The organism is Kibdelosporangium aridum (assembly GCF_900176515.1).
Lineage (GTDB): Bacteria > Actinomycetota > Actinomycetes > Mycobacteriales > Pseudonocardiaceae > Kibdelosporangium > Kibdelosporangium aridum.
In genome coordinates this window covers 1-14,314 of record NZ_FWXV01000027.1, presented here as the reverse complement: position 1 = coordinate 14,314, position 14,314 = coordinate 1, and the positions used below count along the sequence as shown (strand labels likewise).

General features: G+C 64.7%; 3 protein-coding genes. 1 reads left to right on the top strand and 2 read right to left on the bottom strand.

Annotated features, from left to right (window positions below; translation table 11 throughout):
• The first annotated feature begins 303 nt into the window (after positions 1-303).
• Positions 304-2,688 carry a PKD domain-containing protein gene (locus tag B9C43_RS54590; RefSeq protein ID WP_160097447.1) on the top strand — a complete coding sequence of 795 codons (2,385 nt, stop codon included), beginning with the start codon at positions 304-306 and terminating at the stop codon, positions 2,686-2,688.
• Between the two features lie 158 nt (positions 2,689-2,846).
• Here B9C43_RS54590 and B9C43_RS54585 read toward each other — a convergent pair whose 3' ends face one another.
• Both B9C43_RS54585 and B9C43_RS54580 read right to left on the bottom strand, forming a co-directional pair.
• Positions 2,847-8,975, bottom strand: coding sequence for an RHS repeat-associated core domain-containing protein (locus B9C43_RS54585; protein ID WP_160097445.1), 6,129 nt, complete (start codon positions 8,973-8,975; stop codon positions 2,847-2,849).
• Between the two features lie 8 nt (positions 8,976-8,983).
• Positions 8,984-14,251 (bottom strand): LamG domain-containing protein, encoded by a 5,268-nt coding sequence (locus tag B9C43_RS54580; protein ID WP_143447300.1) that lies wholly within the window; start codon positions 14,249-14,251, stop codon positions 8,984-8,986.
• Positions 14,252-14,314: the final 63 nt, after the last annotated feature.

Below are 14,314 nucleotides of genomic sequence, written 5' to 3'. Positions count from 1 at the left end.
TCGGCACAACTGGGATCGACCGGCTATGTCCTGAATCAGCGGGACGGATCGGTGGTGCGGGTGGACGGCGCGACGTTGGAACCCTCTACTCCATCGTCCTCGTCGGCTGACAGGCTCTTTCCCACGGTCCACGCCGTTTACACAGTGGACTCGTCGCGTGGACTGCTGACACCGACCGACCCGGCGACCTTGGCGACCCTCGGTCCACCGCACTCGCTCGCTGGCACGGTTGAGGACGCCATTGTGGACAGTGATGGACGCCTCTGGGTTCTCAACCGGCAAACCGGTGACCTGGCGTGGTTCTTGTCTGATGCACGGCATTCCCGTGCCAACGCGGGCACTGCGTCGAAGACGCACCTCGCTGTCAGCGACGGCCGGCCGACGTTGCTGGATCTGGCCCGAGGCACTGCGGAACTGCTCGACCCACAGACCGGTTCTGTCGTCGAATCGATCCGGGTAGACGTGCGCACGGATGACAGAGTGGCGGTGTCCGGCTCGGCTCGCGGAACCTTGATCTCCATAGCTTCTCGCGGCCTGCTGATGGTGTGTGAGTTCGGGGCGTCCTGCAAGAACCCGGTCCCGCTTGGTTCGGGTGCGGCGGATCTCGGGGCGGCGGTGGAAGTGGGCGACCACGTGGTGGTGCCCGACTATTCCACTGGGCGCGTGTGGATCGTGAATCTACACACGATGCGGGTTGTCGTTGAACGGAAACTGTTTGACCGTCCGGTGCGCTTCGAACTACTGACTCGCGACGGGCTGGTGTTCTACAACGACCCGGACAGCGACCAGGCCGGTGTGCTTGATCTCGACGGCCACGTGCGCGCGGTGTCCAAACATGTACCCACGAAGCCGGACAACAACCGTGCCGCGCCGGTCGTGGACAGCCACGAGGTGTCCCGCCAGCCATTGCCTCCTAAACCAGACCAAGGCAGCAAGCCCGACAACACTCCGCCAGTGCACGGGCCCGGCCCGCGAATCAAGACGGACCCATTCGCGCCACCAGCCACACCGACGGTCGCCATCACCATCACACCTCGCGACCGCGGACTTGTCGGCGACGAGTTCGATCTCACCGCCAGCACACCCGCCGTCGGTATCGCCACCGCACGGTGGACCTTCGGCGACGGCAGTGAGGCAACCGGAACCACGGTCCGGCACCGCTGGGACCGCCCAGGCAACTTCTCGGTGTCCGTGGCCACAACCCTGATCACCGGCCAAACCGTGCCCGTCGCGACCAGGACAGTCGCCATCGAGCCACGCGACGCGCCGCCCCGAATCCTCAGGCTCACCATCAGTCCGACGTCGCCACGGGTCGGCCAGCAGGTGAAGTTCAGCGCCGAGCTCGCGGGCGGACTTCCGGACCATCTGGAGTGGACAGTTCCCGGAGCGGTGACCTCAAACCAGCGCGAGTTCGAGCACACCTTTACCGCGCCAGGCACGTACACCGCGACGTTCACCGTGACCGCCGGTCCGTTGCGCGTCCGGCAATCCCAGCCGATCATCGTCACACCCGAGCTTCCCGCCGCGGCCTGCGGCGACATCCTCACCGCGAGCGCGGTTCTCAAGAGCGATCTGACCTGTCCCGGCAACGTCGGGCTCACGATCGCCGCGAACGACGTGGTGCTGGACCTGGGCGGGCATGAACTCACCACCGCCACCCCCACCGATCACAGCACCGGCATCAGAGTCGACGGCCCGGTCAGCGGCGTCACCATCGAGAACGGCGACGTCACCCAGTTCAAAACCGGCATCGCGATGGCCGACGTCACTGGGGTAAAGGTTTCGAAAGTCAATTTGGCATCTTCGTCCGAAGCGGGCAGCGAATGGAGCCCCATAAAAGGTGCCGATATTGCAGGAGATAACGCCAAGGGGGTCAACCTCGACGCGGTCACTTTGAACGGGCGCGCCCCCTTCCTGTTTGACCGCGACTCCCAGGTGGGCATGACAGGATCGACCGTCGGAAATCCGGCACTACGCTCAGAATCCCACGCGAGGTGCCGCGGCGGTAGTTCCTGCTCTGCGGTGAAAACGGCATTTCACCTGAAAAATCTCGACTGTGAACTCAGAGCTCCCTCAGTCCAGTCAGTCATTGCCATTGACAACAGTGATATCGACGCCGACGACATCGGGCGCAGCTGTGGAACCGTTGCGATCATCAATAGCCGGGCGCGGGCGATCACCGCGTGGGGGATCAAGTCGCTGCTGTTTTCCGGCAACACCGTTTCGACTGCCGGCGCTCGCCGGGGCGCTGCCATGTCGGGGGATGAACCGTCAACTCGGATACGCGTCAGCGGAAACTCGTTCTCCAGTATGGATGTCGGCATGGAGGTAATTAGCGGAACCGGTGAGATCGTGGGCAACACGTTTGTCAATAACGCGCACGTTGGTCTTCTGCTTGGCCGTGGCAGACAGTCTCTGCAGATTTCCGAGAACCTGTTCGAGGGTAATGGCGACGGGGAAGCCAGAATGGAAATCAAGCCTGGACCACGCGGCGGGCTCAGCTTGAGCTACAACCAAGGTCACCCCGCGCATCCCGGCGAATTCGCGGAGCGTGTGGCGGTCGTGTCAAAAAATCAGTCCAAGAACAATTTGGGATACGGGTTCTTTCTGTTGAGCCCGGTCTCTGATGGCGGAGGAAACACTTCGTCAGGAAATCTACTGGGGTGTTTCGGTCCGGTCACCTGCTAACGGATGCTCGGCCTGTCAGTCGCTGGCAAGGATCGCTGTCACGTATTGTGCACGGAATTCGAAACCATCACACGTCGTACGATCATGCCTTGCCCGCCGGGAGGCAGCGAGTTCGCTGCCTCCCCCACCATCAGTCTGACGACGCTTGTCCTCGATGGTTACTTGGGCGCCTTCGGATAGAACGTGATGTACGGCAAGTCTTTCTGCACCTCTCCCTTGAACAGGTCGATCCGGCGATCGACGCCCAGTTCTCTCGCGCCGACCGGCAGGGAGTTCTTGACCTTCTTCCGGATCTTGTTGTTGTGCCCCGTGATCACGTAGTCCCAATCGGATTCGCTGTGGGCCGTACCGCGTGCGTGGCTGCCCACGAGCGTGATCGGCTGGCCGATCTTGTCCGCCGCGTTCTGAATCCGTCGGATCTCTCCGGGAGTCAGGAAGTCAAGGCTCGCGCCTGGCCCCACCTCCGGGTCACGGCCGAACATTTCCGTCGGGCAACTGTTGTGCACCAGCACGGGCGTGGTGCCGGCGAGCACGTAGAACGTGTGCAAACCGGCGACGGTGAGATTGTGCGCGGCTGCCAACCGCCACGTCTCCGGCCGCAGCTGGCCGAAGGCGACACGATCACCGGCGGCAGTGGCCAGGTGGTCACCGGCGTCCAGTTCGTCGGCACGCTGCCATTGCCGGTCAGTCTCGTTCCAGTACGGGTGATCCTCGGTCGTGGTGACCTTGGCCCCGTCCGCGGTGACCAGGTCGAGCACGCGGTCTTCGTGCACCATCACGGCAGTCACAGTTCGCGCAGCGCGGTGACCACTCTGCGGATCTGCGGCAAGAACCTTGTCACCGACCTTGACCTCAGCGATCGGCTTGGTGGTGCCGTCGGCCATCAGTACCCGGGTTTCGCCGGTGAAGCTGCAGGACTCCTTGGACTTCTTCTTGGGGCCCTTGCCGCCCACCATCTGCGCTGCCGCTTCCGCGGCACTTGCCCAGTCGCCGTCCTCGGCATAGGCCATGGCGTTGATGCCTGCACACGGAATACCAGCGACCTTGATCTCCGCGCACGTCTCGAGGATCAAGTGCTGTGCGTCGGTCATCGGCTCGCCGTAGCCGCACACCTCGATGCCGCCGGTGAACGCACCCGTGGACATCCGGCAGTTGCCCTTGGTGTTCTGCGCCAGATTGGGTTTCACCGGGGGCGCCTTCTGCAGGGTGGCCTTGCTGCCCTTCTCCTGACGCCACACCTGTTGATCGGTCTTGGAGATCTGCGGCTTGGTGGGCGGTGGCGGTGTCCACACCGAACCGGTTCCGCCGTTCTTTTGCTCCTGACGGCCGTAGAAGTCGCAACTGTCGCAGTAGGCACCGCTGGGGTCGCTGAAGCTGATCGGGTTGTTGTTGCTGTAGGTGTACCCGTTCATCTGCTGTGCGTCGGCTGGGTCCATGACCGGATCGACGGAAACGAATCGGCCGGTCGTGGGGTCGTAGTCCCGCGCACCCAGATGTGTCAGGCCGGTGCTTTCGTCCTCTGTACCACCGACGAAGCCCAGGTCCGTCGGCCACTGCACCACTGCGCCACGGGGTGCGCCGAAGGGCAGTTGGCGACGTTGGGTGACCGCAAGGGTTCCGGCGTCGATCGCGATCTGGCCGGTGCCCTGGTGATCACCTGTGATCCAGGTCAGGGAGCCATTGCCCTGCCGGACCCCGACGATGCGTCCGCCATGGCTGTAGTAACGGGTGGCTGTCGGGTTTCCGCCGCTCACGTTGAGCCGCAGTTCCTGACCGTCCAGGTACAGGGTCGTGCCTTCAGGGTCGCGACGGATGAGCCGGTCGCCCTCGGCGTCATGGACGAAGGACGTCGCCTTACCGTCCTTGGTGATCCCGGTCAGTTCGCCCTCGACGTCCCAGGTGAACTCCTGGCCGCCCTTCTTTGCGACCGAGCCTGCGGCGTTGTACTGGTATTCCTCCAGGGTGTCGACGCCGGGGCCCTTGGTGAGCACCGACTTGAGCGCGTGCGCGTGACCAGGAACGTCGTAGGTGTAGGTCCGGTTCGTGTCGCCGGTGCTCGCGTGATGGGTTTCGGTTGTGCGATTTCCGGACTTGTCGTACGTGTACGAGTGCCAGTACGGCGCTGGACCGCTCAGCGCTTCCAGGCTCGGGCCCGTCTTGCAGCCCTCGTCCACTGACCAGTCGATCGGCTTGCCAGTCCACGCCTCGGTGGTGCGGCGCAGGTAGTCGTGCCGGAAACACTGGACGTCCGCGGTCTTGCCGATGGGAACGTCCGCGACTGACGTGACGGTTCCAGCCGGATCGTATGTGTACTTGGTGTCCGACTGCATGGGGGCCGGAACTTCCGCGTCCACAATGGACCTGGTGAGCCGCCGGGTGCTGCTGTCGTAGTAGTACGACTGCCAGACGCGACGATCGGCAGAACCTAGTCGCACACGTTGAAGTTCGCCGTACCGCGTGTACTCGGTCCCTGACCCGTAGTGGAACGTGCTGCCGTTGTAGCCACCCCAGCTTTCCAGGATCGGGCCAAGGTTGTCGTACTTGTAGCTGACCGATTCCTCCGGCAGCTCACCGGCTTTGGCGAACGACTCGCTCGACGGGCTGCCGTCGGCGTTGTAGCTGGAATAGGTCGGGTACGTGCCGGCAAGCAGGCCTTCGCTGGCCGGGATCGTCAGCGACGCACCAGTCTGGTGGTACATCGAGTCGTAGCTCAGAACGTTCCTGGTGTACGCGTTCCCGTTCACCCACCGGGTCGATGACGCGACCTTGCCGAGGCCTTTCAGGACGGTGTCGTACGTCCACTCGGCGAGTTTCGTGCCGCCGATCTGACCGGCGTACGTGGCGGTTCGGCGGTCGAGGTTGTCGAACTCGTACGCGACTGTCTCGCCGCGGCCGTCACGGTTCGCGGTCACCCTGTTCACGTCGTCGTACGTGATGATCGAGGTTCCGCTAGCCGGATCTTCCCGCTGCACCATCCGGCCTCGAAGGTCGTACGCGTAGCGCCAGACCTTGCCCATGGGATCGGTCACTGACTCCAGTTGACCGGACTTGCTGTAGGTGTAGTGCGTCGCGTCATATGGACCTTCCGCCTTGGAGCCGTGATACCGGCGCTGCTCGATCACCTCGCCGCGCGCGTTGGTGATTCCCGTGATGGGTGTGGCTCCCAACGGCGGTGTGGTGTTCACCCGGTCGCCGTCGTAGGTCATTGTGGTGCGCCACTTCTCGTGCGCTCCGCCGAAGTACACCGAGGCGGACAACCGACCCGCGTCGTCGTAGTAGCTCCGGGTATGACCAGGAATCTGGGTGTCCGACGCCAGCCACAACGTCGTGTCCACGGCAGCGGAGTTGAAATACGGCTGCGTTTTCTTCCATTGCCGGCCAAAGGAGTCGTACCGGGTATCGACGATCAGCCGGCCACCGCCCATCGCCGGCGCCTGGTGCTGCCGCAGCCGCAACAGACCGTCATACAGGTCATTGCTGGTGACTTCGGTGTTGTTCGGACCCAGCTTCGTTGTACTCACGACACTGGCTCCGTCATTGCGGATCAGATAGTCGTACTTGAAGCTGGGTTTCCCGGTCGTCGGCCGGTTGGGCAGCCAGACCTTGGTCTTGCGGCCTATCGCGTCATAGGCCAGTGTGGTCACCCGCTTGTTCGGGTCGCTGATCGTGGTCGGCGCACCCCAGGCGGGTTCGACGGTTGTCGTGGTCGTCAAGCCGGCGACACCTTGACGTGGCGACGGTGTGGTAACTGTCGTCTGCGTAAGGGGACCGCCCAGTTCAGGCGTATAAGTCGTGGCCGTCGTGCGCCCCAGCGCGTCCTTGACGGACTTGACCCGGCCGTGATCGTCATACGTCGTTGTGGACGCCGTGAGGTAGTTCGGGCCAGCGGCCGGACGTTCGGTCGCGACCTCGTTGACCTTCAGATTGCCGTTGTCGTCGTAGGTGTTGCGCGTGTCAGACAACGCGTCCTGCGGGAACGTGGGCGTCGCATTGCAGTTGACGGAGACCGTTTCCACACGGCCAACCAGACTCAGGATCCACTTACCCGTGTTGCGGGAATAGGTTGTGGTCGTACAGCGGTCATCTGCCGCCGTGGCCTCGTCGCCTAGGTCGTTGACCTTGGTCGGCAAGCCGCGGTCGTCGTAAGTCGACTCCGTCTTGGTGGTCCGCCAGTTGCCGGACGACAACGCGGTGAACGAGCGCTGAGACCCAGGCCGGACGATGTAGGCCTTGAACTCACCACGTGTGGCGGTAGGGCCTTGGACCGAGGGCCTGATGACGGACTTGCTGATCCGAGGCGGATCCGCCGCGTCGGATGGGCCTTCATGGGCGAAGTCCGCCGTTTCGAAGCCGAAGCCCTGCAACCAGTCCGAGTCGGGATACGTCACCTTGTCCGAGTCCTCGACCTTGGCCTCTCGGAACCTCGGCTGGCCGTCCGGTGCGGGCGGCAGCTTGTCGCCGTCCATACCACGGTGGAAGCGTTCCTCGGACATGGTGCGCTTGCCCGACAGGTCATCCGAGGAACCCAGCCGGGTCCGGACTCGGCCGAACCCGCGGAACTCGTTCCAGGTCTTCTTGCTCTCCTTGGTGAACTCCGAAGTGTCCCAGTGCCACGCCGCGCCGTCGAGGTACTCGTAGCTCACGACCTGTTCAGGGCTGCTGAGTTCCACGTTGTCCTGTACCCGCAGCCGGTCGGAGGTGATCACCTTGGTGACCATGTACTTGTGGAAGTAGTCGGTCCGCTCGGCGTGGTTCTTCGGAGCCCAGGTGACCGGGAAACACCATTGCCTGTTCTCTTCCGGTTTGGCCGGCAGGCTTTCCGGTCTGCACTGGGAGGTGTAGGTGATCGACACCAGGCCGCCTGTCTCCGAACGCACGCCCGTGACGCGGTAGCGGTACATCGGCGCTACGCCATCGGTCGCGGTGTCAACGCGGTTGGGCAGTGGAGTGCCCTCGAACGTGACGGCAGGCAGAGTCTCCGAGGTGGCGCCGACGAGGCCTGTGTGCTTGATGGACTTGAGCCACAGCGCGGCTTTCTCTTTGTCACCCGGGTCCGGGTACTGATGTTCGAGTTCCCAGCGGTCGACGTCGTCGTAAGTCGTGCCGCGCAGGACCTGAGTAGTGATGGCTGCAAGCCGCTTGGTTGACCAGAAAGACGGGTAGTGCACTGTGCACGGTGTGGCCGTGCACTTGTCGTCCAATGGTACGTCCGGCCAGTTGTCCTTGTTCTTGTCGTCGCAGGCGCTGCCCGGCACGCACCTGTCTGCCAACGCGAACTGGACGCGACCGCTCGGTGTGGTGACGGTGTCGCGCAGGCCGTAGTCGATCCGCTCGAGCGTGCCACCGCGGATGTACTCGACCGCGGTGTCCTGCTCGTTCATCCCGTACTTGTTGGTCTCGGTCTGGTAGTAGTACCGCATGACGTTGCCGTTGCGGTCCACGACCTTGTCCAGATTCCAGCGGTAGGCCTGGACACAGTGCGAAGTCGTGTGGCAGGGCTCGTTCTTGTCGTCGCCGTACACCGGGACGGTCCACGTCGACTTGGAGTCCGGCTGGGACCCGAACCAGTACTGGGTCCCGTCCACGGAGGTGATGACCCAGTGCTCACCGTTGTCGTCACCGTTGGCGATGCCCTCACGGCGTTCGATGCGGGAACCGTCATCGCCCTTGGTCCGCCAGTCTCCGGTGACGTCGTCGCGGATCAGCGGACCGCCGCTGCCGCCGTAGGCCGCAGTGGCGTTGTCACTGCGCCAGCACAGATCGTCGTTTGACTTCGGCGGTTTCACATCACCCATGTCATCGTCGCCGCAGCGGCCGTATGTGCGCTCGACAAATCCGGGCGACAGGTTCCAGCCTTCGCCGACCCAGGACGGCTGGTTGTTGGTCGCACTGGTTCGACCGTCCACTTCGGACGATCGGTACGACAGTGCGAGGCTGGGCACCAACGCCCCGGGCGCCGGTGGCACCCGAAGTGGGTAGGACCAGGTGAAGTCGCCTGTATGCGACGCGACGGTCCAGCTTGCCGTCGGTGCCAACGAAGTGGCGGCCGTACTGCCGTGGCCGTCCGGTGCGGTGAACTTCGGACGCTGGTCCCCGCCTAGCTGACGTGCGGATGCGTCGTCCTGGCGGTAGGGATTCAACGACGGCGCGACCACCGAGGTGGACGGCGTCGTCGGTAACGGCACGGATGGTTGGGTTTCCGCGGCGGCCGCCGGGCTCGTCACGACCTGCACAAGCGTCGTGACGAGCACCGCCCTGACCGACAACGCGATCGGTCTGGAGCGCACAGCTCTCCTTATGATCCCGAGATCAGGGGTCGCAGCGGGACAGGGACGGACATCAGCACGTAGCCGAGCGATGCGACCTGGGTGTGGCCTTCGCACGACGAGGTGACCGCGAACAGCTGTCCGGCCATCGCGCCGCTGGCGACCTTGCAGGTGAGCAGTTCCTTGGAGCTGCGGCCTTCTGGTGCCTGTGTCCAGATCCGGCCGACTGGCCGGACCACGGTCTTGCCATCGCAGTTGGCGTCCGTGGAGAGGAACTGGTCTTGTCCGTCCATACAGGACATGAGCGTCTGCGTTCCTGGCTCGGCTTCCATCGCGAGCAGGCCGAGCGTGCCTTCGCGCTTGTACCCGGGTTCCGCCGCACCGGTTGTCTGCAGGTGGTCAGCCGCCCTGCTGTGGTAGTAGCGGGTCAGTGTTGTGTATGCCACGAGGTGGCCGAGCGGGCGGTCGACTGTTTTGCCTTCGCAGGTTGGTGAGATCGAGTCGAACCGCTCGGCACCAGCCAGGCACCGGTAAAGCGGAACCGTCGCAGCGTTCTCGGGTGCCTCGGTGTATGCCCAGCCGAGATCGGCGAGCTTCGTTTTTCCTTCGCAGGTGGGGTCGAGGGAGGTGAACGCGTCGGCGTTTTCCAGCTGGCAGCTGTACAACCGGTGCGAGCCGGGCTGTGCCTCGGTGAGCATCATGCCGAGCGGCCCTTCGTACCGGTAGCCGGCCGGAATCTCGCCGAACGGTTCGTAGATTCCCCCGCCCGAGTAGGCCGACCGGTGATCGCCGCCGCCGATCACGGTGAACCGGCCGAGCTGTCCGCCGGCGGGTGCCGGCCAGTTGGAGTACTGGGCGATGTGCTGGGGTGAGGCGACGCCGTAGTCGGTCATCACCTCGTCGACCGCGCCGCTGAAGTAGCCGGTCATCGCGCCGTTTTCCTTGGCGCGGCCGATGTGGAACGGACCAAGACCCGACCACAACAACGCGTCGTTTTTGGTGCCGACGTGCTGGCCGTTGACATACAGGCGCAACTGCCGCAGCGGCGCGTCGTACACACCGGTCAGATGCGTCCACTGGTTGAGTGTGGGTGCCTGCAACGAATACGCGTAGGTCAGCGGTGCGCCGTCCTGGTCGGTGTTCGCCGCGCCGAAGATCCACCGGCCGATCTCCGGCCGGTACTGCAACAGGAACGAGCTCTGCCTGCTGCCGTCCTGGCTGAGCACGGTGGCCACCTTGTCGGCCTTCGTCAGCTTCACCCACGCGGAGACGGAGAAGCTGTCGTGCATCGGTGTGCCCGCCCATTGGGTGGTCGCCGCACCCGACGTGCCGTCCAGTTCCAGTGCCTTGCCGGTGACTCCAGGCCCGTAGGAGGTGACGCCGGACAGGGTGGTCGGGTTCTTGCGCCATGACTTGTCTGTCACGGTGCTGTCGTCGAACCGCCAGTACCCGTGCAACGCCGCTGGCACGTCATCGTGAACCACACGAACCTCAGCGTCGGACAACGGCTTACGGAACGCACGGACCTCATCGACACCACGCGGGAAGAAGCACCCGTTGGCGCCGTTCCACCTGCACCGACCCATCGAGAACACACCAGCCGAAGCGCCGATGTTGACGCCGACCTGTACTCCGGAGAGCAAACCGTTGACGTACAACCGAAGCTGTTGCAGCCCGGAGTCGTAAACCACCGCCAAGTGATGCCAGCCCGCCACCGCGGGCTCGGCCGACATCAGATAATCCAGGTCAGGATTGTCTGTGTCTTCCTTGGGAACCACCACACCCCACTTCTTGGCCGTGGGGTCGAACTGGACGTGGAACGCGCTGACGCGGTTGCCGTCCTGCCCGAAGGCCGTGACGTAACGCGTGAGGTTGTCCAGGTACGCCCACCCGGCGACCGAGAAGCTCTGATCGGTGTTGAGAACCGGCCCAGCCGTCTCAGCAAAGCCACTCGTGCCGTCGAACCACCCGGTGGAACCGCTACGGCCGCCGTACCAGCCCGTGCCACCCTTCATGGTCGCGGTCAGACCACGCCCACTCGAGTCACCCACAGTGGTCCCAGTGCCCTCGTCAAACTTCCAGTGCCCGGCGTCGGCGGTCGGCAGCGGGGTCGGGCCGTCCTGCGCGGGGTACGACCTGATCAGTGCGTTCACCCGGTCGTCGGTCAGCGCACCGCTGTACATCCGGACGTCGTCGATCCGCCCGCGCCAGAACTGGTTACGGCCGTCGACGTACCCGCTGCCGATCCGCAGCTGGCCGGTGGCCTGCCACGGCTCGAGCAGAATGCCGTCGTCTTTACGGGTTCCGTTGACGTACAACCACACTGCCTTGGCGGCCGCGTCGTACACGCCAGTCAGGTGGACCCAGCCGGTTTTCTCGCCCGGCAGCACGTCCAGCGACGCTTTGGTCACCTCGCCCGCGCGTTCGGGCAACTCGAAGATCCAGTTGCCCGGCCTGCCGTTGTCGATGTCCTTGACGTAGCCCAGCCGGAACTTGGCAGGCGCGTCACCGCCGCCGTCCATCGAGATCGCGCTCATCATGCAGCGCAAGGTCTCCGGATCGATCTGGCACGTCTGGTTGTCCAGGTTCACCCAGCCCGACACGGTGAAGCTGGCGCTTGTGCTCACGTTGACGCCACTGGCGGTGACCGCCACGTCGTCGACACCGTCGAGCCGCAACCCGTTGCCTGCCCGGCCCTGCGCGAACCCGGTGCCGTTCTTCAGTTCCATGGGCTTGCCACCGGCCGAGTCGTTGGCCGTGGTGCCGCTGCCCTCGTCGAACGTCCAGTTGTGCCCGAGGCTGAGGTCCCGGCCCGCCATCCTGGTGATCTCGCTGGCGAACAGCGTCCGGTTGTAGACCGACACATCGTCGATCGCGCCGGTGAAGAAATCGGTGGTGCCTGTCGTCTTGGACTTGCCGAACTGCAGCGGTCCGGTCGCGTTGAACCCGCCGTCGTGGGCTGCCGATGCGGCCAGCACACCGTTGACGTAGAGCTCGATCCGCTTGCGGTCCTTGCTGTACAAGCCGACCAGGTGCGTCCAGACACCGCGGGTCGCAGCGGGTCCGGTCGCCTGGTCACCCGCGCCTGCCTGGTCGGAGCGTGCGGCGAAGAAATCCCACCGCCCGTCGGCCAGTGCCCGCAGGGTGAATCCGCTGACGTTGGCACCATCCTGGGACACCACCGTGGCCGGGCTGCCGATCTTGTCCAGCCGGGCCCACGCCGCCACCGAGAAGCTCTTGTCCGTGTCGAACGCCCTCGGCGCGGTGACGAACCCGTTGGCACCGTTGAGCCGCACAGCCATGTCCGCTGGGTCAGGAGTCATGCTCTGACCTGAGGCCCAGTCCGCGCCGCTGGGGCTGAGCGTGCCGTTGAGGTTGTTCCCGGACGAGTCGTTGGCGTTGCCGTCCAGCTTCCACTCGCCCGCCTTGACGTCGTCGCGCGTCAGAATCCCGCGCACTTCGTCCTCGGACAGCGCCCGGCTGTACACGCGGACCTCGTCCACCGAGCCGGGCAACCACTGGTTGACTCCGAGGACACGGGCCGAACCGATCCGGAACGCGCCTGTGGCCTGCCAGGGCGTGACACGGGTGGTCTCGCCGATCAGGTGGCCGTCGACGTACAGCCGGATCTTGCCGGTCGTCGCGTCGAAGGTACCGGCCAGATGTGTCCAGACACCGGGCACGGGCTGGGGTTCAGTACCGACCCAGTCATAGCCGACCGGGGTATCCGCGTCGTTGCGCGGGAACACGAACACCCAGCGATTGCTCTGGTACTGCAGGCAGAACGAACAGATCTTCTCGCCGTCCTGGCCCAATACGGTGTAGGTGCCGTTGTCCGCGCGATCGAGTTTCACGTGCGCCGCGACCGAGAAGCTCTGGTCGGTGCGCAGCACCGGACCACTGGTCGTCATGGTGCCGTCGACGCCGTCCACCTTCAGCGCGCCGTTGGACGCACCCTTTGGGTCGAACGAAGCGCCTCCGGTCAGCACACCGTCCGCGCCACCCTCAACGGAGTTGCGCGCGGTCTTGCCGTCCTTCTCGTCGAACTTCCAATGTCCAACATGGACGTTGCTCTGACTCACCGCGGCCGCGATCTCCGCCTCGGTCAGCGCCCGGTCGTGCAGCTGGACCTCGTCGATCGTGCCCTTCCAGTGGTCGGCGGCGGGGCGGGTGGTCCACATCGTCCGGCCGATTCTGACGTTGCCGGGCGCGAACTCGGGCACAGCGTTCATCGCCACGGCACCGGCCAGCACACCGTTGACGTAGAGGCGAACCTGCTTGTTGTTCGGGTCGCGCACGCCGGCTAGATGCGTCCACGTGTTGAGCTGCGGCATACCGATCGGTGACTCCGCGACCTGCACGCCTTTGTCGGAAGTCGTCGAGTTCGGCACGCCGAACGCCCACCGTGGCCTGCTTCCGTCGTTCTCCGCGCGGTACCACAATCCAAAGCCAGGCAGGAACGCGCCGTCCTGGCTGACCACGGTCCTCGCGCCGTGGTTCACCTTGATGTTCACCCACGCCGATACGGTGAAGGCGCTGTCGTTGCGGATGGTGTTCGGCGCGCTGACGTGGTCGTCCACACCGTCCAGTTCGACTGCCGAGCCGGTCGCGCCACCACTGACGATGCTCGCGCCACCTTCGAGCGTGCCGTGCCGGTCGCCCAGGTACGCCGTGTCCTGTGCGTTGCCTTCCATCGACCACTGCGCGTACGGGCCGTTGCCCGAGCGGACGTAGAACCGGTAGATGCGGCTCTTGCTCTGATGGCCCGCTTTGTCGACGCTCCGGACGAACAGTTCACGGCGTTCGTCGGAATCCGGCGTGATGGTCGCGGATGCGCTGCCGCCGAGCCCATTGGCGAGCACCTTGTTTTGTGGCTCGTCCTTCCAGTCCCACAAGTAGTGGTCGATGTCGTCGACACCGTTGGCGCCGAAGGTGAACGTGTCCGGCACGCCCACACCGCCATGCCAGCGGTTGTCCTCCTGGTAAAGAACGGCGGAGACAGTCGGTTCCTTGCCGGGGGCGATTCTGTCCACAACGAACGGACGGGGCGTGAACGCCCAGTCACTCGCCGCCCGGCCGTCACCGCCCATCACCGCCCAGTTGACCTGGTTACCGTGCTGGTCAGCCAAATTAACGTTCCTGCTGTGGTAGGCACCGGACGCCTGGAACTGCCCGAGCCAACCGCTGTCCTCCTCCGCAGCGCCACGCTTGACCCACCACCGCGGATCCACCGCGTCGCCATCCGGGTCAGACAGCCTCGCACTCAGCCGGATGTGGTCCTGGCCGTAATACGACACGCCACCACAGTTCGCACACGGATCCGGCACAAACGAATCCGTCGCATGCTCCGTCGGCGACGA